This is a genomic window from Pseudoalteromonas sp. B131b, assembly GCF_037162545.1.
Lineage (GTDB): Bacteria > Pseudomonadota > Gammaproteobacteria > Enterobacterales > Alteromonadaceae > Pseudoalteromonas > Pseudoalteromonas fuliginea.
Window position 1 is genome coordinate 126,831 of sequence record NZ_JARLUZ010000002.1, and the last position, 22,697, is coordinate 149,527.

20 protein-coding genes and 3 pseudogenes are annotated in these 22,697 nt (G+C 37.8%); 8 read left to right on the forward strand and 15 right to left on the reverse strand.

Annotated elements, in window-relative coordinates; genetic code table 11:
• Positions 1-50: 50 nt before the first annotated feature.
• From P4S65_RS18510 to P4S65_RS18520, 3 genes are all read right to left on the reverse strand, one after another.
• Positions 51-791, reverse strand: coding sequence for a FadR/GntR family transcriptional regulator (locus P4S65_RS18510; protein WP_337120835.1), 741 nt, complete (start codon positions 789-791; stop codon positions 51-53).
• A gap of 442 nt (positions 792-1,233) precedes the next feature.
• Entirely contained in the window at positions 1,234-2,229 is a 996-nt protein-coding gene (locus P4S65_RS18515) for a Gfo/Idh/MocA family protein (protein WP_096794429.1), read from the reverse strand.
• Between the two features lie 28 nt (positions 2,230-2,257).
• Positions 2,258-3,265, reverse strand: coding sequence for an AraC family transcriptional regulator (locus tag P4S65_RS18520; RefSeq protein ID WP_033030711.1), 1,008 nt, complete (start codon positions 3,263-3,265; stop codon positions 2,258-2,260).
• Positions 3,266-3,366: 101 nt separating this feature from the next.
• Here P4S65_RS18520 and P4S65_RS18525 point away from each other — a divergent pair, with 101 nt between their 5' ends.
• On the forward strand, positions 3,367-4,974 hold the full coding sequence (locus P4S65_RS18525; RefSeq protein ID WP_096794430.1) for a GMC family oxidoreductase: 1,608 nt from the start codon (positions 3,367-3,369) through the stop codon (positions 4,972-4,974).
• Here P4S65_RS18525 and P4S65_RS18530 read toward each other — a convergent pair.
• The 3 genes and pseudogenes from P4S65_RS18530 to P4S65_RS18540 all read right to left on the reverse strand — a co-directional run bounded on the left by P4S65_RS18530 (position 4,960) and on the right by P4S65_RS18540 (position 6,681).
• Entirely contained in the window at positions 4,960-5,790 is an 831-nt protein-coding gene (locus tag P4S65_RS18530) for a class I SAM-dependent methyltransferase (RefSeq protein ID WP_096794431.1), read from the reverse strand. The genes P4S65_RS18525 and P4S65_RS18530 overlap by 15 nt on opposite strands.
• Before the next feature lie 3 nt (positions 5,791-5,793).
• Positions 5,794-6,194 (reverse strand): annotated as a pseudogene (locus tag P4S65_RS18535) (hypothetical protein).
• A gap of 67 nt (positions 6,195-6,261) precedes the next feature.
• On the reverse strand, positions 6,262-6,681 hold the full coding sequence (locus P4S65_RS18540) for a DUF3429 domain-containing protein (RefSeq protein ID WP_182716295.1): 420 nt from the start codon (positions 6,679-6,681) through the stop codon (positions 6,262-6,264).
• 281 nt (positions 6,682-6,962) lie between these two features.
• Here P4S65_RS18540 and ahpC point away from each other — a divergent pair, with 281 nt between their 5' ends.
• Together ahpC and ahpF are read left to right on the forward strand one after the other, a co-directional pair.
• Positions 6,963-7,532, forward strand: coding sequence for an alkyl hydroperoxide reductase subunit C (ahpC, locus tag P4S65_RS18545; RefSeq protein ID WP_337120836.1), 570 nt, complete (start codon positions 6,963-6,965; stop codon positions 7,530-7,532).
• 155 nt (positions 7,533-7,687) lie between these two features.
• Positions 7,688-9,268 (forward strand): alkyl hydroperoxide reductase subunit F, encoded by a 1,581-nt coding sequence (ahpF, locus tag P4S65_RS18550; protein WP_096794432.1) that lies wholly within the window; start codon positions 7,688-7,690, stop codon positions 9,266-9,268.
• Positions 9,269-9,377: 109 nt separating this feature from the next.
• Here the strand turns inward: ahpF and P4S65_RS18555 are convergent, their stop codons facing one another.
• The 3 genes from P4S65_RS18555 to P4S65_RS18565 all read right to left on the reverse strand — a co-directional run bounded on the left by P4S65_RS18555 (position 9,378) and on the right by P4S65_RS18565 (position 12,076).
• Entirely contained in the window at positions 9,378-9,617 is a 240-nt protein-coding gene (locus tag P4S65_RS18555; RefSeq protein ID WP_096794433.1) for a hypothetical protein, read from the reverse strand.
• Between the two features lie 32 nt (positions 9,618-9,649).
• Positions 9,650-11,674 carry a hybrid sensor histidine kinase/response regulator gene (locus tag P4S65_RS18560; protein WP_337120837.1) on the reverse strand — a complete coding sequence of 675 codons (2,025 nt, stop codon included), beginning with the start codon at positions 11,672-11,674 and terminating at the stop codon, positions 9,650-9,652.
• Between the two features lie 180 nt (positions 11,675-11,854).
• Positions 11,855-12,076: a hypothetical protein gene (locus P4S65_RS18565; RefSeq protein ID WP_007375621.1), complete on the reverse strand. Its 222-nt coding sequence runs from the start codon at positions 12,074-12,076 to the stop codon at positions 11,855-11,857.
• A 642-nt stretch (positions 12,077-12,718) separates the two neighbouring features.
• Here P4S65_RS18565 and P4S65_RS18570 point away from each other — a divergent pair.
• The 3 genes from P4S65_RS18570 to P4S65_RS18580 are packed head-to-tail and all read left to right on the forward strand — an operon-like array spanning position 12,719 to position 14,840.
• The gene (locus P4S65_RS18570; protein WP_007375620.1) at positions 12,719-13,006 is read left to right on the forward strand and encodes a hypothetical protein; all 288 of its coding nucleotides are present in this window, start codon (positions 12,719-12,721) and stop codon (positions 13,004-13,006) included.
• On the forward strand, positions 13,003-14,598 hold the full coding sequence (locus P4S65_RS18575) for a PepSY-associated TM helix domain-containing protein (RefSeq protein WP_337120838.1): 1,596 nt from the start codon (positions 13,003-13,005) through the stop codon (positions 14,596-14,598). Before P4S65_RS18570 ends, P4S65_RS18575 begins: the two co-directional genes overlap by 4 nt.
• The gene (locus P4S65_RS18580; protein ID WP_008134420.1) at positions 14,595-14,840 is read left to right on the forward strand and encodes a hypothetical protein; all 246 of its coding nucleotides are present in this window, start codon (positions 14,595-14,597) and stop codon (positions 14,838-14,840) included. Before P4S65_RS18575 ends, P4S65_RS18580 begins: the two co-directional genes overlap by 4 nt.
• 9 nt (positions 14,841-14,849) lie before the next feature.
• Here the strand turns inward: P4S65_RS18580 and P4S65_RS18585 are convergent, their stop codons facing one another.
• A complete protein-coding gene (locus P4S65_RS18585) occupies positions 14,850-15,686 on the reverse strand; it encodes a patatin-like phospholipase family protein (RefSeq protein ID WP_096794436.1) in 837 nt (278 codons plus the stop codon).
• Positions 15,687-15,840: 154 nt separating this feature from the next.
• Here P4S65_RS18585 and P4S65_RS18590 point away from each other — a divergent pair.
• Positions 15,841-16,712: pseudogene (locus P4S65_RS18590) on the forward strand (SMP-30/gluconolactonase/LRE family protein).
• A 34-nt stretch (positions 16,713-16,746) separates the two neighbouring features.
• Here P4S65_RS18590 and P4S65_RS18595 read toward each other — a convergent pair.
• Both P4S65_RS18595 and P4S65_RS18600 read right to left on the reverse strand, forming a co-directional pair.
• Positions 16,747-17,202, reverse strand: coding sequence for an NfeD family protein (locus P4S65_RS18595; RefSeq protein ID WP_008134418.1), 456 nt, complete (start codon positions 17,200-17,202; stop codon positions 16,747-16,749).
• A 21-nt stretch (positions 17,203-17,223) separates the two neighbouring features.
• Positions 17,224-18,177, reverse strand: coding sequence for a slipin family protein (locus tag P4S65_RS18600; protein WP_007375614.1), 954 nt, complete (start codon positions 18,175-18,177; stop codon positions 17,224-17,226).
• A 447-nt stretch (positions 18,178-18,624) separates the two neighbouring features.
• On the opposite strand from P4S65_RS18600, the gene P4S65_RS18605 reads away from it, so the two are divergent.
• A complete protein-coding gene (locus P4S65_RS18605) occupies positions 18,625-19,521 on the forward strand; it encodes a cation diffusion facilitator family transporter (protein ID WP_096794438.1) in 897 nt (298 codons plus the stop codon).
• Between the two features lie 48 nt (positions 19,522-19,569).
• Here the strand turns inward: P4S65_RS18605 and P4S65_RS18610 are convergent, their stop codons facing one another.
• The 3 genes and pseudogenes from P4S65_RS18610 to P4S65_RS18620 all read right to left on the reverse strand — a co-directional run bounded on the left by P4S65_RS18610 (position 19,570) and on the right by P4S65_RS18620 (position 22,564).
• Positions 19,570-20,421: a putative bifunctional diguanylate cyclase/phosphodiesterase gene (locus P4S65_RS18610; protein ID WP_442961895.1), complete on the reverse strand. Its 852-nt coding sequence runs from the start codon at positions 20,419-20,421 to the stop codon at positions 19,570-19,572.
• Positions 20,422-20,451: 30 nt separating this feature from the next.
• A pseudogene (locus P4S65_RS18615) lies at positions 20,452-21,665 on the reverse strand (diguanylate cyclase domain-containing protein); the annotation flags it as partial.
• Positions 21,662-22,564, reverse strand: a complete 903-nt coding sequence (locus P4S65_RS18620; RefSeq protein WP_337120842.1) for a hypothetical protein — start codon at positions 22,562-22,564, stop codon at positions 21,662-21,664. The pseudogene P4S65_RS18615 and the gene P4S65_RS18620, both read right to left, overlap by 4 nt.
• Between the last annotated feature and the right edge of the window lie 133 nt (positions 22,565-22,697).

Consider the following 22,697-nt stretch of genomic DNA (forward strand, 5'->3'; position numbering starts at 1 on the left):
AAAGAGGAGAAAAAGCTAGCAATCAGGACGAGTGCTAGCTTTTCATTGTATTAATGAGCGCTTTTTACTAGGCCATCTAAAGAGTAGAGGCCTCGTTTTTCGCTATTTTTACGTTTCACTTCTTCTAAAGCGCGTGACTCAACGGCATCAAATAACGCGTTAATGAGTCGATTAAAATGTTGATGCATTGCTGCACGAGCAGCATTTGCATCATGTTGCTTTAATGCATTATAAATAGCAGTATGTTCGTCCATTACGCATTCGTTGTTATTAGCACATACGCTACTGTAATCAGTTACAATTTGTGCATTAGTTAAGCGTAAATCCCATAAATTAGCGACGGCAAATTCAAGCGCTTTGTTACGCGTTGCACGTGCTATTATTTCATGAAATTCTCTGTCTGCTTGCTCAACATATAAGCCTTCTTGCATGGCTTCAAGCGTCTTGTTTAGTTTTTCAAGTTCTTGTTCTGTAATACTTAACGCTGCTAAAGCTGCAATTTCACCTTCGATGAGTGCACGGGCTTGAGTTAGTTCAAAAGCACTGATTTCTTGGGATTTAATTGGTGCGTCGAGGCTTTCTACTACGTAAACACCTGAACCCGTTTTTACTTCAACACGACCGCGCACTTCTAATGCGATAATAGCTTCTCTAATTGTAGGGCGGCTAACGTCGAACATCTCTGCTAGTTCTCTTTCTGGCGGTAAACGCATGCCAGCAGAAAATTCACCTTGCTTTATTAAAGACTCAACCTTATCAACGATGCGCCAAAATAAGCGACGATTTCCCATATTTTACCTTTATATACCTTAAGGACTGTACGCGCTAGATCTTGTAAAACTTAAAGCGTAGACCAAATGTTAAGACCAAAGGTTACCGTAAAGTTAACCACTATGTCAAAATTGCAAAGTCATATTATAACTAAAATCATAGTACATTATTGGTAATTTTTACATGTATTACCAATTTAATTTAAAATAAATAATTGGTAATCTTGATTGGTAGGTTTTGCTGTGATAGTTTTGCATCGTACTTTTTTGAAACAAATAATTTACATATTGAAAGTGCATGTGCCATTAGCAGCAATTGTAAAAAGTAATTTAAGCCAAATTGATTGCCCATGGAAGGGGGTCGCTCTGGCTTAGGTAATATTGGTAGCTAAGTCATATTATAAAATAAATTACTGTGGGCGTTAATTGTCGTTGGTTAACGCCTACATTTATTTTTAGATCTTTAGGATACCGTGTCGTTTGGGTAAATAACCCCTAATTGTTTACGGGCCTCGTCAAGTACTGCCATCACATTACGTGCTAATTGATGTGTGTTAATGTCCGATTGTAACTTTTTTTGACTAACCATTTGCATAAAATGCTCAACTTCAAATTTCATAAAGTGCTCGTCAAATGCGATAGACACTAACTCACGCTCTCCATTGTTAGCAATAAACTCTATTTTTTTAAGTTGTGATACGGCTTCGATACGAATACGGCCAAGTTCGCCTTGTATTTCGGTTATGTTGTCGCCTTGCGATATTTTGGAGTAACTAATAACAGCTTGTTTATCTGCGTAATTTAGTAATACATCGCCCGCACCATCTACACCTGTATCAAGCAATACGCCACTGGCACTCACGCTTTTTGGTGCGCCCCAAAGTGCAATGAGTAAATAAAGCGGATAGATACCTAAGTCAACCAGTGCACCATTAGCAAACTCAGGTAAAAATGTATTTGGCCGTTCGCCATTTTTGTACTTATCGTAGCGAGATGAATATTGACTATATTGCCCAATGTATTTACGTGGTGTGCCAATTTTTACCATTGCCTGTTGCAGCCGTGCAAAGTTAGGCAAGTGAGTGGTCATCATGGCTTCCATGTAAAGGCGCTGATGCTTTTTTGCTGTAGCTATAATGCTTGCAAGCTCTTTAGAATTGGCTGCTGATGGTTTTTCGCCAAGGACATGTTTACCCGCTTCTAGGCACATAACGGCATATTGTTTGTGTAAGCTGTTAGGGGCGGCTATGTAGACAGCATCGACATTGTGATCTTGGCAAACTTGCTCGATTGAGGTGAAAATTTTAGCTTGTGCATTTTGTGGGTGTTTGGCTAAAAACGCTTCGCCGCTTGATACTGCACGCGAGCACACTGCGTACAAATTAAAATCGTTTAACGTATTTGCAGCGGCTAACAATGTGTCGCTAATAAAATTGGTGCCAACAATAACAAAGTTCATACCCGCTCCTTAGAAAATATAAGAGCGCTTAGTCTATCACTTTTTTAGCCCTGTATGTACGAGGAGAACACCCAAACCAGCGTTTAACATTAGCACATAATGTTGCTTGCTCCTGATACCCTAAAAGCTCAGATATAGTTGATATTGTATATTGGTTCTGCGCTAAGTAATGAGCAGCTAAAGCGCGGCGAGTGGCATCTTTTAGTTTTACAAAGCTCGTATTATGTTTTGCAAGTTCTCGGTGTAGGGTGCGAGGGTGCATACCCAGCGCAGCAGAAATAGTTTGGTTACTGCATTGATAAATAGGCAACATTGGCCTTATTAACGCACTGACTTGGTTGGGTAATGATTGCGTGTGCTCTGCATTTTTGGCTAAAAAACTCAGCGCAGCTTGTACCTTATTTAGCTCTGATTGTTCAAGCTTAAGTGCCAAGTCGCTTTTCACTATTACAATGCCGGCGCTATTACGGTGCTCTATAACGTCACAGCCAAAATAAGCGTTATAAGCGCGAGCGTTAGCACTTAATCTTTGTGGCAAAAATACATTCATTGGTTTACAGCGGTTATTGCTCAGCTTTTTTATAATAGCGAGTGCTAAACCAATGGTAAGCTCAATTGCTTGGCTAATGTTAGGTAAGGGTTTAAGGTTAATTTCGAATGAGAGAAATAAGCTTTTTTCATCCTCTAAAGGGTGCGACGTTAAACTCAGTGCAGGGCTATGTAAATGCAAGTATTTAACAACCCAATTGAGCGCATCACCTAAGTTAGTGCCGCTTTTGGCTGCTATTGCAACGTGTCCTAAAATATCAAAATTTTGCCTGCTTGCAAGCTGAAGGCCAAAGCTGAGGCAATTAAATTTACACGCGCAGTACTCTAATACCTCGGCGTAGGCACGATAAGGCAGATATTGGTTTTCCAGGCATTCAAAGTCAATATTAATATTATTACTTCGCATGATCATATACGGGTCGCCGCCAAACTCTCTAATTAGGGTATCTATACCTTGTAGTGACGTAGCTCTAATTAGGCTGCTCATAGTTAACCTCAAATAAACGGTGTCTAAAAATATCAAGTTTTGCTGAGTTTTTCTATGCACTATTGCCATTAAAGCCGTTTAAATTCTAATTAAGGTACACCATGAACAACACCGCATTTGACTACATTGTTATTGGAGCTGGCAGTGGCGGTTGCGTTATTGCATCGCGCTTGTCAGAGGATAAAAATGTAAGCGTTTGCTTAATTGAAGCAGGAAAAAGTGATAACAGCGCATTTGTTCAAATGCCAGCGGGAATTGCGGCGAGTGTGCCTTATGGTATTAATAGTTGGCATTACAATACAGTAGTGCAAAAAGCGCTGAATAATCGTTGCGGGTTTGTACCTAGAGGCAAAGTATTGGGTGGGTCAAGCTCGACTAATGCAATGGTTTATATTCGAGGTAATAAATACGATTACGACCAATGGGCGGCTAGTGGCAATACTGGTTGGGATTTTGAGAGTTTACTTCCATATTTTATTAAAGCTGAAAACAATAAAACGTTTATAAATAATGATCTTCACGGTACAAAAGGCCCACTGCATATACAAGAGCTAAATAGCCCAAGCCATGTCAATCAATACTTTTTAAATGCCTGTGCTGAGCAGGGCGTTAATTTAAGTACCGATATAAATGGCGAAGAACAAAGTGGTGCACGTTTATCGCAAGTAACGCAGCATAATGGCGAGCGGTGTAGTGCAGCAAAGGCATATTTAACACCGTATTTAAACCGCCCAAATTTAACTGTATTAACCAATAGCCATGTTAATAAAATAAATATAAAAAATAACACAGCGAAAGGCGTGCAAATAGAGCGCAATAATCAGGTTATTAATTTGCTCGCACGTAAAGAAGTAATATTAAGCGCAGGTGCTATTAACTCTCCGCAAATATTGATGCTTTCAGGCATTGGGCCAAAAAATCACTTAAAAGCGCATAATATTGACGTTGCTGTGCCGCTTGAGGGAGTCGGTAATAATTTACAAGATCATTTAACCGTGGTGCCATTATTTAAAGCCAAATACAATAAAGGCACGTTTGGGATGAGCCCGTTAGGTATAGGGCATATTTTAAAAGGTTGTGTAGATTGGTTCAGTAAACGACAAGGGCGTTTAACCAGTAATTTTGCAGAGTCGCATGCGTTTATTAAATTATTTGAAGACTCGCCAGCGCCAGATGTTCAATTAGAATTTGTTATTGGGCTGGTGGACGATCATAGTCGCAAATTACACACTGGGCATGGTTACAGTATACACAGCAGTATTATGCGTCCTAAAAGCCGAGGCACGATTACGTTAGCTGATAACAACCCGCGTAGTGCACCGCTTATCGACCCTAATTATTTAAGCCATCCAGATGACTTAGCAGCAATGTTATTAGGTCTTAAAAAAACGTTGATGATTATGCAAAGCAAAGCCTTTGATAGCATACGCGGAAAAATGGTGTATCCGCTTGATATAAATAACGATGAGCAACTTATTGCATTCATTCGTCAAACAGCAGATACCGAATATCACCCAGTTGGTACATGTAAAATGGGACAAGACTCAATGGCTGTGGTAGATACAAACTTAAGGGTTCATGGGATGAGTAATTTACGCGTGGTTGATGCGTCTATTATGCCTAGCATTATTACTGGTAATACTAATGCACCCGTTATTGCTATTGCAGAAAAAGCGGCTGATTTAATTAAATTATCACTTAGAGATTAACGAGCTATAAAAATCATTTAGCCATTGTTGCCAATCGCTTTCAAGGTGCAGCATTTGCTTATGTTTTTTAGCATTTATATGCTTAGTTTCATCTTCATTTGCCATATAGGGGCCAACGCGACAAAGCGGGCAATGGTTTGGTGTTAAGTATGTAGGCTTTGTAAGACGTGAGCTTAATTCGCTAGTATGTTTATCGATACTTTTTGGGCTGAAAACGTAAGTTATACCGCTGGTGTCTTTAACGTGTTTATCGCGGTCAACATTACGAATTTTATAACCTTCAAAGCGGCTAATATCAAAAGGCATTTGCCCACAATACTCAATGTTTAGATGAGTATTTAAACTGCCTTCTATATTCCATTCGCGATAGGGTTTTACATCCTTTGAGGTGATGTAGCACAGCATTGGACCATTTTTATCAAGCGCGTATTCGTTAGCGTATTTAATAAACTGGTGCAGTAAAGCGCGGTTAAGTACATTCATGCTGGTTTGGCGCGTGTTGTTTTCAAACGCTTCACGGCCAACAAACGCAGGTATGAGTGGAAACTGAAAAATAACCACATCAAAGCTGTGCTTGCTTTCACTTAGAGCTTGCCAACACGCAGGGTTTGTTACGTCAAAGCCATTGAGTACTTCAACGTTGTGCGCTTTTAAATTGCTAAGTGCATTGTGCTGGTACTTTTGCTCAATTGTGGTCTGGTCATCGAAAGTAGATGCAACTAAAGCTTTTGGCGATAGGTGAGTGTAAATAGCATTCGAAAACGATAAATCGCCATCGCCTACAGTGAGTATTCGCCATTGAGGATTTAAGTACATATTTTATTTAGCGTTTATGTTTGTAGCAGTATTATTTATATCGCTATTTGTTTGTGAGTCTTTTGCTAGTAAACGATGAAACGCAAGTCTGGTTTTTAACCCTTCGATTGCGATTTGTTTAATAATAAGATTAAAAGTAATTAAAACAGCAAAGGCAATATGAATAGGGCCATGAGTAAATCCTGCATCTGTATCGTAAAGTGTTAAACCGAATAACAAAAATAAGACGACTAAAAATATTTCGAGTAATTGACTTGAATAAAAGCTTAAACGACCTTCACTTTTATGATCTTTTTTAATGCGAATAGCACAAAAAATGGGATCACTTTGATTTTAAATGCAGCGTTTTTTTCTACGTAGTTTTCGCCAAGTTCGTCGAGTTGTTGGCGTAGTTGGTCAATCATGGTGTGTCCTCAAATAGCAGTGCGCGGATATTACCTTATTACCACGCAATATTTAAGTTTACAGCTGCTATTTAGGATAAATACTCATACCAATAGTAAGGATATGACACACAAACACAACAGAGGTAAGTACAAAGCGCATTTTTTGATAATCTTTATGATAGGTTTGCCATTGCGGCGTGGCTTTTTCAAATAAAAGTACTAACCAAAAACTAGCACCTAACCAAGCGAGTGCCCACTCAACAGGTAAAAATGATAAAAATGGTATAGGTATTACAGGCGCAACAGCTTTTATAGCATTGTTATAAGTTTGCTCTCCGGCGCGCCATAAGTTACCCGCCATAAATGCTAAAATGGCGATACTGTAAAAAGTAAAAAACTCCAAGTTAAGGCTATTACTGCCAAACATGAGTGGCCAACCTACACACCCTAGAAACGGGATTAAGCCTAGGTAACCTAGCTGTATATGGTTAACAAATTTTTCCATTACGGTGTGCCTTATATTTGATGACTTATTTGAAGCGGGGCTATTGTAGCAGTATTGCGATTAGCGGTCTTAATAATTCGCCAGCGTTTACAATTCAAATAATGCTTACGATAACAATGATTATATAGTTCAACCCAAAAAATCGATTGTTTTAATCTAAACAATCAATTTTATTTAATTTCCCATTGGCCTTATTGTATTAATCAAGCCAACGCAGAAGGTCGTTTAAAACGAAAGCGTTGATTACTTTTAAAATACATAAACACAGATGAGGAAATACCATGAGCACTTCATTAATCAATACAAAATTACAACCATTCAATGCAACCGCTTACCACAACGGTGACTTTGTAGAATTGTCTGAAAAAGATGTTCTAGGTAAATGGTCTATCTTCTTCTTTTACCCAGCAGACTTTACATTTGTATGTCCTACCGAATTAGGTGACCTTGCAGATTACTATGCACAACTTCAAGAAATGGGCGTAGAAGTTTACTCAGTATCTACTGACACTCATTTTACTCACAAAGCATGGCACGACACGTCAGACACTATCGGTAAAATTACTTACCCAATGATTGGCGACCCAACAGGACGTATTACACGCAGCTTTGGTGTAATGATTGAAGAAGAAGGCTTAGCACTTCGCGGTACATTTGTAATGAACCCAGAGGGCGAAATTAAAATTATCGAAACTCACGATTTAGGAATTGGCCGTAGCGCTAAAGAACTTGTTCGTAAAGTACAAGCTGCACAATACATTGCAACTCACGACGGTGAAGTTTGTCCTGCATCTTGGCAGCCAGGTGAAGACACACTTGCACCTTCACTAGACCTAGTTGGTAAAATCTAACTACCTGATTTTCCAATCAAGTAAGGGCAGGTAACTGCCCTTAAATCAACAAACGTACGCTTGTTGATGCCTCCTATATCAATATATTTGTTTAAGCACATGCATTATTTGGCTTGGGAGGCTTGCTGTTTAAATTTTCCTAAAAGGGTTAAGCCATGTTAGATAACAACATAAAAAATCAATTAAAAAGCCATTTCGAATCGCTTACTCAACCTGTTGAGCTGCTTATTGCCTTGGATGACAGCAAAAAATCAGCAGAGGTAGAAAGCTTAGCAAACGATTTAGCCTCACTAAGCGATAAATTTACGGTAATAAACAATCCTGATAAAAGCGCGCGTCGCCCATCAATGGTTGTACATTCACCTATTACAAACACTCATATTACGTTTGCAGGCGTACCTATGGGTCACGAATTCACAAGTTTAGTGTTAGCACTTTTGCATACTGGCGGACACGCAAGTAAAGCTAAAAGCGAAGACATTGAGCAAATACAATCGCTTACTCAAGAGCTAAACTTTGAAGTATACATAAGTCTAAGTTGCCAAACGTGCCCGCAAGTCGTGCAAGCACTTAACACTATGGCTGCGACAAACAGTAATATTAAAGCCACCATGATTGATGGCGCATTATTTCAAGATGAAGTAGAAGAGCGAAATATTTTAGCTGTACCGGCTGTATATTTAAATGGCGAACCATTTAGCCAAGGTGCACTAAGCCTTACCGACATACTCAATAAAGTAGATAGCAAAGGGGCACAGCGACAAGCTGAATCGCTAAGTAAAAAAGATAAATTTGATGTACTTGTCATCGGTGGTGGGCCTGCGGGCGCATCGGCTGCTATTTACTCAGCGCGAAAAGGGTTAAATACAGGCATTGTTGCCGACAGATTTGGTGGGCAAGTTGCCGATACATTAGCAATAGAGAACTTTATTTCAATAAAGGCGACTGAAGGGCCAAAGTTAGTTGCTCAGCTTGAAGAGCACGTTAAAGAATACGATGTAGATGTAATGCATAATCAGCGTGCAGCGGCACTTGGTTATAACAATGGTTACGAAATTACACTAGAAAATGGCGCAGTACTTAAAGCTAAATCGCTCGTACTTGCCACTGGTGCACGCTGGCGCGAAATGAACGTTCCAGGTGAGCAAGAATATCGCGGCCACGGTGTGGCATATTGCCCACATTGCGACGGCCCTTTGTTTAAAGGCAAACCTGTTGCTGTAATTGGCGGTGGTAATTCAGGTATAGAAGCGGCAATCGATTTAGCCAATATTGTGCAAAGCGTTACGGTACTTGAATTTGCAGACACATTACGAGCTGATGAAGTGCTTATTCGTAAAGCTAAAAGTATGGCTAATATTACTATTATCAAAAGTGCACAAACAACCGAAGTACTTGGTGATGGTAAAAAAGTAACAGGCTTAATGTACACAGATAGAGTGACTGGGGAGAGCAAAGAGCTTGAACTTGCCGGTATATTTGTACAAATAGGCTTAATACCAAATACCGAGTGGTTAAAAGACAGCGACCTTGAATTAAGTAAATTTGGTGAAATACTGATTGATGCTAAAGGCGCAACGTCATTACCTGGCATTTACGGCGCGGGGGATGCAACCAATACTCCGTTTAAACAAATTATTATTGCAATGGGCAGTGGCGCAACGGCAAGCTTAGGCGCATTTGACTATTTAATTCGCCACAGCGATGAAACCGAGCAAGATCAAAGCGCTGCTTAGTTAACCAGAAATCTCTCTTGATATAACAGCGTTCACCCTTAGCTGTTTGTTCACCCAAGCCGCCCTTCTCCAAAGGCGGCTTTTTTATACTTAAAAATTAACATGCGATTTAATCGCAGCCACCACCAGAATCACCACCGCCGCAATTGCTATCCGTATGAGACGTGCCACCGCTTACATAAATTGACGAGCCTGTAGTAGATTTAGCCTTTGTAACAAAAGTTGAGAGTAGTAAAATACTGATCCCCACAATGACAATAATTAATGCCTGCCATTGTTGAGTTGAAAAACCTTTGAATAGCACTACAGCTAATATAGCGAACAGTACGGTTCTAAATATATTTTTCATTGTTGAATTCTTTATACAATTATATTTTCTTATTAATGTTTGAGTTTCAGCCGCTCAGCAGCCGATGCAATCGCAATTTCTAATGAGTGCATTTTAAATGGTTTTGAGATAAACATATCCATACCAGCTTGTTTGCATGTTAGCTTATCTTGCGCTGATGTATTAGCTGTTAAGGCAACAATATAAGTTGAGTCATGCCTGCAAATGTTTTTTGAACGCAGTTGTTTTGTTGCCTCAAAGCCATCGAGTATAGGCATAATACAATCCATAAAAATAAGATCGTAGTGTTTTTGCTGACACTTTAATATGGCGTCTTGCCCATCAACTGCAAAGTCGGGTCTCACATTAAACTTATTTAATGATGCATCAAGTACTAATCTATTTATATCGTTATCATCGACAACTAAAACAGAAAGCTTGCAAGCATAAAGATTAACTTGCGATATGTTACTTGAGTGATGTATTTGTTCTTTGCCCGGTTTAATTGGAATACTCAGTAAAAAATGTGTGCCTTTATTTATCTCACTCTCTACTTTTATTGTACCGCCCATATATTCTACAAGTTCTTTAACTATTGCTAAGCCAAGTCCTGTTCCACCTTTGCTGTTTTTGGCGTCGACTTCTTGAGTGAAAGGCGAAAATAATGACTTTAAAAACCCACTTGTCATGCCTCTGCCTGTGTCATGCACTTCAATATTTAAAGTGAATTGATTACTCGCTTTAGTTATTGATGTTTGCAATTTTACCGACCCTTGCTCGGTGAATTTCAAAGCATTACTTAATAGGTTAGAGACTATTTGACTTAATCTTGTATTGTCTGAATAAGCCCAGCAATGGTCGGGTATATTATTGCTAACTTTTAAGTCCACATTAGTATTTGTAAACAATGGGGAGTACAAGGAAGTAAGATCAGTAAAAATTGTTTTAAGTAAGAAATCGGTTGGTTCGAGTTTCAATTCACCATGATTGATTTTAGAAAAATCGAGTACTTCATTGATTATGCTCAGAAGAATATCGGCACTGCGTAATGCAACTTTTATTTTTTCAGACCGTTTTTCTTCGTTTTGTTCATCTATTAATGTGGTTAGCATGCCTGTTATACCGTTGAGCGGTGTTCTTAGTTCATGACTTATTTTTGCAAGTAACATGCTTCTATCGTCAAGTAATCGTTCCGCTTCGGCCTTTTTATTTTTAAGTTCTTCTCTGAGGGTAACTGACTCTGTCACATCTTGAAATGTGCCAAAAAGTCTTACGCAAATACCGTCATCAAACTCAGCTTCGCCAAAAGTTGACACCCAAATATGTTGCTTTTTAGCTGTGATTATCTCCAGTTCTAAATGCCACTTTTCACCTGATTGTACGGCGAGTTCGACTGCTTTTGTTATACTATCTCTGCTTTGACCTTCTTTATAAAATTCAAGCGCAGAGTCTATTTTTGGTTGATAATTTTCGTCAACTTGATGGATGCGTTTAGTTTGTTGACTCCAATAAATATTATTATTAGTTAAGTCTACTTCCCACGTGCCTATATTAGCTACACTTTCTAGTTTCAATAAACTATTACTGTTTTTAGTGAGTTCTTCTCTTGTGATGCTGCGAGCAAATTCAGCCCCTAACCATTGTGCAAACAACTCAATGTAGTCGTAGGCGTCGTCTGAAAATACTGGTGATTCAGTTGCAGAAGAGAAGTTAACAGTACCGTATACATTGTTACCTACTTTTATAGGTGCACCAATGTACGATTCTAACTGAAAATTAATATAGCATGGGTGATCTGCAATTATGCTCTGTGATACTTTATGAAATGCAAGTGCGGAACCTGCCTCAAGTGTGTGTACGCAGTAGGTGCCATCCAGATCAAATTGAGTGCCTATTTTTAATTCGTTATTAGGGGTTATGGCATGTAACACTGAATAACAGTTATTTTCAACACGGCTAATGATTGCTAAATCGAGGTTAAAAACCTCGAGTCCGAACTCTAAAAGCTGGTGGGTTTTATCCTCAAAATTAAGGTCTTGATCCGATACTATATCGTGAAAACGTCTAAGAAAATTCAATAGAAAACATCCCTTAATTTTTTAGAATCTAATTAATATCTTGATATGGAACTAGCTAGTAAAGCAGCTTAACTAAAGATAGCGTTATTCAGCTTTTATTTGTAGTACTTGTTCAATATTTCTTACTGAATTTGAGCACAAAAGATTATTTATAAATCTTTTAATTATCAAATCATTATATTAATAAGTTGAATTGGGTGTGTACTCAGGGTTGATATCGCCGCCTACTTCTTCAGGATCAACATCGTTAATAAGCAATGTTTCGCGTACAGCTTCAATGTGATCAAGCACACTTTGGTAGCGCTCGCCATATTCATACTTTGTCACTTCAATCGCTTTAGGCATGTAAGTAAAGGCTATTTTAAGTGCGTGGAGTGCTTCTTCGTTTATTTTTTCGCTCATAATGTTCTCTTATGTGTAGGTTATAGCTAACCTGAGTTCTGGATAATAAATCTATCTCAAGCAGCTGTTTTTAGCGCTAACTGCGTTGAATTTCCTTGCAATAGACCAGCTATTGACGCGTAAATTCGCCTTGTTTTCACCAAAAATTTCTAGCTAGAGAGAAACAGACTTAAATATCGTTATTATTTATAGTGTTTTTAAATCTCTTAACCAGAATTCAGGTTAGTTAATAAAATACCACCAAATACGATTCGGTAAAGACCAAAACTAACAAAAGTGAAATTTTCTAGAAACCGTATGAATAGTTTAATAGAAAAATAAGTGACTATAAAAGGCTTTAAAAGGGCTGTTACGCCATCTAATGTTTAAGCAACTCGTAGCCTGAGGGAGTAGCTAATACAGGTAAGCCAAGAGAAAACGAAAAAATCAAACTCGGCTTCACTGAAAAGGGGCATTACTGCGTACCTAAATTGCACTGCATAGCATAAAAGCTAATAAGAAAAACCAACCGTGTTTTTAGTATAAAAGCGGCTTAATTTGTTTAATAAATTGCATTAAGTAATAAATGCACAATATAATGGCAATTGTTATCATTTGCATGTGCGGTTTTGTATATGTTTAGGCAAATTTAATGAGCGAAGAATGGATAATAAAAAAACGTTTACAGCCACACGGCGAAGACACTTAATTGCGTGTGTATTAGCACTAATTACTGCGGTAATAATAATTCCGGGTATGACAACCTACTTACCGTTTCAAATGAATGAACAAATATTACTGCCTATTTTACTTTTTCCTGTTATTTGGACTGCGTTGTTTATTTATGCGTATTTGGCGCAAAAGGTATGGCAACCTTTTGTTGTGATGATTGTACTGTGTGTATCACATGGTTTATTGAGTTTTTGGGCGTTAACGCAGGGGCAGGGATGAAGTCGATCACTTTAAAAAAGCTATTTTTATTACATAGCTGGGTAGGAATTATTACTGCGGTACTGCTATTTATTGTTGCATTTAGTGGGGCATTAGCAGTGCTGTCGCGACCTGAGTTAAAAATATGGGCAAATCCAGAGCTACAATCTAGCCAACACGTTGCCAGCGCGCAAATTAATCGACTAGTAAATGAATACCATAAACAAGTACCTAGTGAATTTGGCGAAAACATTCATGTGTTTTTGCCAAGTGGGCATAACTTTCATTTATTAACGTTGGTATTTGAATCTCACCATGGTGATGAAAATTACGACCAAGAGGTGGCCAGAGTATTTCAATTTCATCCCAATACATTGGCGCTGGAAAATACTTACTATGGGCCTAGTAAAGAATTTTACGCTAATAAAAAAACGGATGCGCCAACTTATATAGGCGAGTTTCATGCAGACTTGCATTTAGGGCGACCAATTGGGTTAATACTCACTGGGTTTTTAGGCCTAACGCTTTTAGTAAGTGCGGTTACAGGCTTGTTTATTCATCGTAAATTGATAAAAGAGCTTTTTACGTTTAGACGAAATAAAGGGTTAGATATTGCAGTCAGTGATGCTCACAAAGTTATAGGTATTTGGGGCAGCGTATTTAATATTGTGATTGGTTTTACAGGATCATTTTTAGGGCTCGCGACCATTATTTTACTACCAGCAGCTGCGTTTGTGAGCTTTGGTGGCGATCAAGATAAGTTAATAGAAACGTTTACCGCCATTCCTGAGCCGGTAGTTAGCCACATTAAGCAACCTACAAAAATAGACACTATTTTAGAGAATGCCCATAGCCGTTACCCTGAAGCAGTAATTAGGGATGTCACAATAATGGCGCATAACGATGCGAATGCGCAGGTGTATTTGCGTTTGTTAGGTGGCGAGGCTGTTGCTTCTCAGTTACTGCATTATCGTGGTAATGGTGAGTTTGTGCAGTCGATGAGTAGTTTTGGTGATATTTCGGGTGTATCAATACAAGTAATTGAGTTGATGTTTCCGCTGCACTTTGGGAACTTTGCAGGGGTGTTTGTAAAATTACTTTGGGTATTGCTTGGCTTAAGTACCGCGCTTTTACCTATTTCAGGGATGATGATGTGGCTGGCAAAGCGTACACGTGGCAGTAGCCCGTCGCTGAGTATGCAGGCATATGCACGATGGAATCGTTTTATTATTGGCAGTTGTGGAGGTTTGGTATTAGCAAGCTTTGTGTTATTTCCTTTACAAGTTGTACTTAATTATACCGTTATTGGTGTGGCGCAAAATAGCTTTTTTGGACCCGTGTTTTTTTATACGTGGTTGGCATGGTTACTCTTAAGTGTATTGCCTGTAGGTTATAAAAACTATTTTAAGCTGACTCTTTTGCTATGCGGCGCTTCGCTTGCGTTCGTGCTGCCGCTCAATATTATATTTGGCGTGAGCAATGTTATTAACCTTAATAGTACGTTTGTTGCGGTAGTAGATATAAGCTTTATGGTGGTGGGTATCGCGTGTATTTTTGGTGCCTTAAAAATAAAAAACACACAAAAATTACAAGCAGAGGTACAACCCGCATGAACGAGCTACTAATTACAATTGCAATGGTGAGTTTGCTACTAATGATGCTCAACATACGAAAAAATACACTAACAATAGTGACTAAAACATTTTTAAGTACACTGTTATTTGGTTTAGCGCTGATATGTTTTATGAGTATTTACGGTATTTTAGGCGGTGCAATATGCACCGTTGTGGGAGCTATGTTAGCTGGTTTACTAACTGCAGTTATTGCGGGTAAAGCACCGCAATTATTAGGTTAAAAAATGCAGTTATTTAGCTAAAAAGGCCTTAGCAGCATCAATTCCCATGTTGTAACCACTATTAAGTATTTCAAACTTTTTAGTGGTACGCCCAACTTTAAAATTAGCCGGTGGTGCAATGATATTGATTTTGCAGTCATTAGGTGGATTCATAATAAAATCGATAGACTTATTATAAAAATTAGCCCTGTTTAAGGTCGTTTGAATTAATGCTGGATAGTTTTTATACATTTTTTTAGTAAGCCAAGGTGCCTTACTTGGTTTTTTACGATAGCCTAAACATTGAGACAAAATAACGGTGATTTCGTGTGCACCCATTTCGTAAGCTTTTATAACCGGAATTGAATCAGCAACACCGCCATCGGTCATCGCTATGTCATTAATAATAGGGTAGTCACGATATGCAATGGGTATAGCGCATGATGCTTTTAATTGATGCACCATTTCGGCGCTGGTGGCTTTTAAATAGTGTGCTTTGCCTGATTCGATTGCCGTAGATACAATATAAAACTCGTGTGGAGTTTGTTCGAATACCTCTGTATGGAGGCGTATTTCGCGAATTGTTTCTTGCCATAACCAATCTAAATCAAATAAATGACCACCTTTAATAAAGCGCGCTAAATTAATAAATTCAGGACGGCACGAGTAGTCGGTAATCACTTTATAATTTCGCATTGGTTGTTTGCATAAAAATGCGGCTATATTAGTTGCCCCGGCTGAAACACCAAAATAGCGTTCAAACGGTTGGTATTGTTGTTTTAAAAACTCATCAAGTACACCTGCGGCAAATATACCGCGCATTGCACCGCCTTCAACGACGAGTGTATTTTTATTATTGTTGTTCATGGTCAATCCTTTTATGAAATTTTATGTTATCAACTCAGTCTAAAAATTACTAATGGTGTTGATAAATTAAAGCTGAGTACACATCGCGAAATTCACTGTTTTCTGGTAAGGTTTAATATTACAAGGCTTTGTTAATAATAAAGAATAATTACTTATGTTTGATCCTAGCGTAACCATTTTTGACAGCACACAGTATCAGCTTGCAGAAAGTCCACTTTGGCATCCTGTGCTGAATACCTTTTTTGGGTCGACATAAATAAAAAATTACTTTTAAGCAAAAACATACACAGTGAAAGCCAACTAAAAACAGTTAATATGCCCGATACGCTCAGTGCAATCGCTTGGATTGATGAGCTGCACTTGCTGCTCTGTACAAGTACTGGCTTATATAAATATCATATTAATTCAACTACTCGCCATCTTATTCTTAATATTGAAAATACACAGCTAAATAGGCGTTCAAACGACGGCCGTGCTGATCCATGGGGTGGCTTTTGGTTAAGTACAATGGATGTAAATGCTAAAAAAGGGGATGGTAAAATATACCGTTATTATAAACGCCAGCTTAAAGCCGTTGTAAGTGGTTTGAGTATCCCAAATGGATTGTGTTTTGATAAGCCACGTTTACGCGGTTATTATTGCGACTCTTTAACGAGCTGTATTTATGTATTAGATTTGGATGAGCAAACTGGCGAACCTTGCGCTGAGCCACGTGTTTTTTATCAATTTAATAATACTGATGTTGACCCCGATGGCTGCGTAACCGATAAATTAGGTAATTTGTGGCTAGCTGTTTGGGGAATGGGATGTGTTATTTGTTTATCCCCAGACGGTGCGTTAATTAAAACGATAAAGCTTTGTGCATTAAAACCGACATGCGCTGCATTCGGTGGTAAAAATGCTGAGTTGTTACTTGTGACATCGGCGTTTGATGAGGCGATTAATAATACTGTTAGTGAACAAGGCGCTGTATTTCAAATCTCAGGCATAAAAAACGGGCAGTTTGAGCCGCCCGTTTTACTGTAATTTATTATACACAGTGCTTGTTTTAAAGTGATGATTAGCTTTTAGGCTTAACCCACATAACACCCACTTCTTTTTTGGTTACTAAGACCTCAGTACCGGCGCTAATTGGTTGCTCACTTTTGAGTTTCCAGCTAATACCTGAGTATTGATGTGTAGTTAAACCTTGTTCTGTTACATCGCTAGCAAGTACAAAAGTAAGTTCAGCAAAATCACTATTTACCTGTTTTTTATCTACGCGATTTTGCATTTGTTTTAATGGTTTCCAAAGTACAACCGCCAAGCCTGCGGTTACAACTGCGTTACTCCAAAGGGCTATGGTTAATGAGTCAGGTAAAATACCAAAACTCATTAATAATCCGGTAAGGAATAACGATAATCCAAAAAACAATAAAATAAATGTAGAAAGGCCAAGTACTGCTACTTCTATTATTAAAGCAACAATACCAAGTACCATAAGTGTTTGCGGTAAATTTTGCGTAATAAAATCCATACAAACCTCTTTATTTAGTTATTAACCCTGATGCTTTTTATTTAAGCTATTAATGATTGCCATACCTTGGGCAACCATTGAACTTGCATCTGTCGCGTTGTCTGGCAGTAATACAATTGATGACTCACGAGCAATGGCTTCTTTAGCAGCGATTGCTTTAGTTGCTAAGTCTAACTGAATTGCTTTTTGGCCTTGCTCTGTATCTGCGGCTTCACCTATTTTAATAAGTGCATTTGCTTGTGCTTCTGCAACCGTAGTAATAGCTGTTGCTTCACCTTCAGCGCGTAAAATTTGCTCGGCTTTGTCGGCTTCAGCAGCAAGTACTTGTGCTTGTTTTTTACCTTCAGCAACGTTGATATTTGCTTGGCGATCACCTTCTGACTCTAAAATTTGAGCTCGTTTAACACGCTCAGCTTTCATTTGTGCTTCCATCGCTTCCATAATAGAGTTAGGCGGCACAATATCTTTAATTTCGTAGCGAAGTACTTGAATACCCCAAGGCTCAGATGCCTGATTTATAGCTGCAACAATGTTTGTATTAAGTAAATCACGCTCTTCAAATGTTTTATCAAGCTCCATTTTACCTAATTCTGAACGCATGGTTGTTTGCGAAAGTTGTACAACCGCAAACGTATAGTCGTCAACGCCATACGTTGCTTTGTACGGGTCTAGTACTCTAAAGTACAGTACGCCATCAACTATAAGTGAGATGTTATCTTTAGTGATAGCTGACTGCGATGGTACATCTTGAGCTTGTTCTTTTAAGCTACGATCAGCCGATATTCTATCAATAAATGGAATAATAAAGTTAAGGCCAGCTTCTTTAGTTGATTGGTACTTACCAAAACGTTCGATTAACCAAGCGCGATTTTGTGGTACAAATTTAACGCTACTTTTTAAAAGCACGATAACAAAAACAAGTAAAAAAGCCTCAACAGTAAAAACCATATCGAGAATTTGTGTGACTGGATCCATTTAAACATTCCTTATAATAATTAAACGCTGAGCAGTTGTATTGTTTATAATTTCAGCGTGTGTAGATTATCACTACTAAGGCGTTTTAACCACAAAAATAGGCACTAGAGAAGTGGGGTGATATAGCATTTTTTGAAAGTGCTGGCATTTTAATTTTATCAATTTTTACTGCACGAACCGAAAAGTTTACTTCCACAAAAATATTCTATTCTCAGTTTTATATTGGATGTAACTCAATAAGTGTATATTAATTTACTTAAATATAGGGCTATTTAACAATGAGAAAACCACCCCATAACGAGACAAAATTATTATATCTATTTACTTAACTTTTTAGTGCGTTTAAGTGCGTAAAGTATTACAATTGATACTGTATATCATTACTCCTTCCAGTTGAGCCTTTTAATGGCTTACTTGCATTTTAAGTATAGGTAATTCAAGCACTTCATGACAGAGATCACTACACACCAAGCTTCACGCCGTAGGCTACTGATTGCCCTGGCTATCACTTGCTCATTTATGGTTATTCAAGTCATCGGGGCTTATTATTCAAATTCACTTGCGGTACTTGCTGATGCGGGTCATTTATTTGTCCATAATAGCTCACTTTTTATTGCTTTAATTGCGTCTAGCTTAGCGATTCATTTTGCTAAAACCTATAATGATGGACATCAACGGGCTGAGTTATTAGGTGGACTTGTAAATGGTGTTTTGTATTTAGCTATTAGCTTAATTATTTTGTATGAAGGCGGTGAACGGTTCATGCATCATAGTGAGGGGCATGAGCTTGCTATTAATAGTTATTTAATGTCGGTAATTGCGGGGATCGGGTTTTTGTTTCATGGCGCAGCTGCTTGGGTTTTATACAAAGGACGCAAAGCAAGTATTAATATCTATGCCGTATTCTTACACTCATTTTTTGATTTAATTTCTACTGTATCGACTTTTGTTGCTGGTGTGCTTATTTATTTTACTGGCTGGGATGTAATTGACATTCTATCGAGCATGTTGATTGCGTCGTTTGTTTTATTTACTGGTATTAAAGTAATTATTAGTTGTATTAAAGGTTTACGTTTAAATAAAGCGCAGTTACCAAAAGCAATTGATATTGAAAACGAAATTACGCATATGGAGCACGTGCATGATGTGCATAATGTCACTGTTACTCGTAAGTATAGAGGGATCGTAGTTGGTGCCCATGTTGTACTTAAACAGCACTGCACTATTGAAAAACACGACGAAGCGTGTCGCTTAAAAGTAGAGCAAGTGCTGTCAGACAAATTCAATGTTAAAAGTAGTGTGTTGCAAATAGAGAGCCATGCTGAGCATACGCATGTTCATTAATTTATGAACATGCTGGGCGTGATTTTATTCGCATGCGAATTAGTAAAATTAAATTAACCCCAAAATTTCTTCAAAACAACTATTTTTGCGTAACTCTTTGGCGCTCATTGGCTTTGCAAAGTAATACCCTTGTAGTACATGGCAACCTATATTTGCTAAAAATATCATTTGCTCTTGTGTTTCAACACCTTCAGCAATGCAATAAAGCTCTAAGTTTTCAGCTAACGAATATATGGTTTTAATAATAGATTCATCGTCTTTATCAATACCAATACTATTAACAAAACTTTGATCAATCTTAATTACATCTATAGGGAACTGACTTAAGTACGTTAATGACGAGTAACCCGTGCCGAAGTCATCTAGCAGTAATTTAAAACCAGCTGCTTTTAAGTTTTGTAATTGTTTAGCTGCTTTAAATTTGTCTTCAAGTAAAATACTTTCTGTAATTTCAAGTCTGATCTGCCTTGGTGATATTTGTGATTTTGCTAATATATAGAGTAGCCGCTCAGTTATATTCGCTTTTAAAATATGTTTAGGTGATAAATTCAAAGAAATATAAAACAATGGGTTATTGCTCAGAATTGGAGCAAGCTCAATAAGTGCTCGTTTCATTGCTTGCTCTGTAAGTTTTTCTATTAATCCTGTTTCTTCTGCGATAGGGATAAATAAAGCAGGTGACACTAATTGACCTTTATTATCCCAGCGCATCAGTAGCTCTACGCCATTAATAGTTTTTGTTTTTATATCAACTATAGGTTGGTAATGATTAAAAAACCGATTGTCTTTTACGGCATCTTTTAAATCATTTTCAAGAATAAGCTTTTGTTTTATTTCTTCATTCATTTCTTCACTAAAAAATTTAAATCCATTTCTGCCAGCTTGCTTTGCATGCATCATCGCAACATCAGCATTTCGGATCAGTAGATCTGCATTTATAGCATCGAATGGATAAAGGGCAACACCAATACTGGCAGATATATTGATAGAGAAATCCTCAATAATGACTTTGCTTGCCAATTCGCGGCTAATTTTTTTACTGTCTCAGTAAGCGACTTTAGTGAATCTACATGCTTTATCAGTACTAAAAATTCATCACCACTTTGGCGGCCAAGTGTTGCTTTGTTACTCAGTATATTTGTTACGCGTTCTGTAATATTACAAAGTAGCTTATCGCCTACGGCATGCCCAAATGAGTCATTAACGGGTTTAAATTTATCAAGGTCGATAAATAGTAGTGCACATTGCTTATTACTTTTGTCTGCATGATTAATCGCTTTTTCTATTTTTTGATGCATTAAACTACGGTTTGGTAAGCGTGTTAGGGGATCAAAGTTTGCTAGATAGCGAAGCTCGTTTTCTGCGTTTTTCTGTTCGGTTAAATCAGAAATAACGACAACGTAGTAGCTTACGTCATTGGTGTCTTTTGCTACTGCTGTAACGCTTATATGTATAGGATGTTCATTGTTTATTGCTGTGTTGATATAGGCATCTGTACGCCAATTTTGTGTTGGCTTTAACGCCTTTAATATTGCTGAATATTCTTTACACTTGGCTTTACCTATCGCTTTAATGAAAAGTTTAGGGTTTAATTCGGCAATAGATTTTTTGTTTGAAAATGTATTAATAAAGCTATTATTGGCTGAAAAAGGCATAAGTTGATCATCAAGGATCAATAGCCAATCGGTTATTTGACTAAAAACCTGACCAAGAATAGCCGCTTGTTGTTCATTGGCTCGCTGCTCTGTAATGTTTGTATAAATACCTGAAATATACAAAGGCTCAGAGGATTGTGGTTTATACACAATTTGGCCAAGGTCTTGATACCATAACCAATGACCTGTTTTATGGCGTAATCTATATGTAGCTTGCCAATTATTTTGCAAGCTTAGCGTATCGTTTTGCTGAGCATATGAAAGTAATTGCCCCTCAATTTGTCGGCGATCATCTGGATGTATCAAGGCTAAAAAATCATCTAGTTGAATACGTTTAGGTAAGTCTAAATAACCTAGCTCTTTTCCGCGTTGTGTGTTTACAGAGTTATCCTTAAAGTAATAGTTCCATACACCGCTTTTATTATTTTTAAGCGCAAGCTCAGTTTGCTTTTGCGAATCGATCGTCGCTCTGTGAGCTTTTCCAATCACAATTTGGCGACTGCGATACTGCCAAAAAGTAAAGACAAAATGATGATAATACCGAATAAGTAGGCAGTATAGGCAATAGGTGATTGCCAAGGGGCATACGCTACATTAAAGTTGAATGTTTTTGGTATGCTTATATTAACTCCATCTCTGGTGTATGCCGATACAGTGAGAGAGTAATCGCCGGGTTGTAATTTAGTAAAAAAGACTTTATTTACTTTTAAATCATCATAGGTAAGCAAGGTTGGTCCTGATAAAGTGACTTTATAACGTACTTTGTCTTTGTTTTGATAATCAAAGATAGAAAAGCTAATCATCAGGCCCATATCTTTATGGCTAAGCATTAATGGCTTGTTAGTGTATTCATTTGGATAATAACTTAGGCTTTTTGAAAATAGGTCTATATCAGTAATTTCAAGGCTACTCTTTGAACTGGTAGTGATAAAATCAGATGGATCAAATACCTGTAGTCCAGAGTTACTGCCAAATGCGAGCTGATTATCTTGCAGTCTAACGGCTGAAATTGGCTCAAATTCATTTGTACTTAAACCATCTTCTATTGTGTAAGTATTAGTATTAAGCGTATCTAAATTGAGTTGATATAAACCATTATTACTACTAACCCATAAAAATCCGTTGTGATCATCTGCAAGCAACGAATAGATAGAATCAGTTCTCAGTGTGTTTTTTAAGCCTATATAATGTTTTCTTTGATACGTACTTGGGTTTACACCAATTAGCCCTTCCTGAGTAGTAGCTAGCCACAAAGTATCACGAGCTTCATCAAGGTAAATATTTTCTACTGTATGAAAAACATTATCTTTAGTGCTGTTCGATTGAAAAATAGTGGTGAGCTTTTGCGTTTTCTCATTATAGCGATATAGTCTTTTTGCAGTGCTCAATAGCAGCTCTTTAGGATGCGATTTCAATGGTTGGTGAAATGTATAAGCCTTTAGAGGGTTTACTTTGTCTTTCAATCCATTGATTACTCTGCTTTCTCCTGTTTTTCCACTATAGATATAAAAGTTTTCACTA

Coding starts and splice junctions, on each gene's coding strand:
- P4S65_RS18555 (WP_096794433.1), bottom strand. CDS start 9,617: ATGAAAAATATATTTAGAACCGTACTGTTCGCTATATTAGCTGTAGTG.
- P4S65_RS18600 (WP_007375614.1), bottom strand. CDS start 18,177: ATGGATCCAGTCACACAAATTCTCGATATGGTTTTTACTGTTGAGGCT.
- P4S65_RS18515 (WP_096794429.1), bottom strand. CDS start 2,229: ATGAACTTTGTTATTGTTGGCACCAATTTTATTAGCGACACATTGTTA.
- P4S65_RS18530 (WP_096794431.1), bottom strand. CDS start 5,790: ATGTACTTAAATCCTCAATGGCGAATACTCACTGTAGGCGATGGCGAT.
- P4S65_RS18540 (WP_182716295.1), bottom strand. CDS start 6,681: ATGGAAAAATTTGTTAACCATATACAGCTAGGTTACCTAGGCTTAATC.
- P4S65_RS18580 (WP_008134420.1), top strand. CDS start 14,595: ATGAACGAGCTACTAATTACAATTGCAATGGTGAGTTTGCTACTAATG.
- P4S65_RS18585 (WP_096794436.1), bottom strand. CDS start 15,686: ATGAACAACAATAATAAAAATACACTCGTCGTTGAAGGCGGTGCAATG.
- P4S65_RS18520 (WP_033030711.1), bottom strand. CDS start 3,265: ATGAGCAGCCTAATTAGAGCTACGTCACTACAAGGTATAGATACCCTA.
- ahpC (WP_337120836.1), top strand. CDS start 6,963: ATGAGCACTTCATTAATCAATACAAAATTACAACCATTCAATGCAACC.
- P4S65_RS18610 (WP_442961895.1), bottom strand. CDS start 20,421: ATGATGCATGCAAAGCAAGCTGGCAGAAATGGATTTAAATTTTTTAGT.
- P4S65_RS18525 (WP_096794430.1), top strand. CDS start 3,367: ATGAACAACACCGCATTTGACTACATTGTTATTGGAGCTGGCAGTGGC.
- P4S65_RS18595 (WP_008134418.1), bottom strand. CDS start 17,202: ATGGATTTTATTACGCAAAATTTACCGCAAACACTTATGGTACTTGGT.
- ahpF (WP_096794432.1), top strand. CDS start 7,688: ATGTTAGATAACAACATAAAAAATCAATTAAAAAGCCATTTCGAATCG.
- P4S65_RS18510 (WP_337120835.1), bottom strand. CDS start 791: ATGGGAAATCGTCGCTTATTTTGGCGCATCGTTGATAAGGTTGAGTCT.
- P4S65_RS18605 (WP_096794438.1), top strand. CDS start 18,625: ATGACAGAGATCACTACACACCAAGCTTCACGCCGTAGGCTACTGATT.
- P4S65_RS18575 (WP_337120838.1), top strand. CDS start 13,003: ATGAAGTCGATCACTTTAAAAAAGCTATTTTTATTACATAGCTGGGTA.
- P4S65_RS18565 (WP_007375621.1), bottom strand. CDS start 12,076: ATGAGCGAAAAAATAAACGAAGAAGCACTCCACGCACTTAAAATAGCC.
- P4S65_RS18570 (WP_007375620.1), top strand. CDS start 12,719: ATGGATAATAAAAAAACGTTTACAGCCACACGGCGAAGACACTTAATT.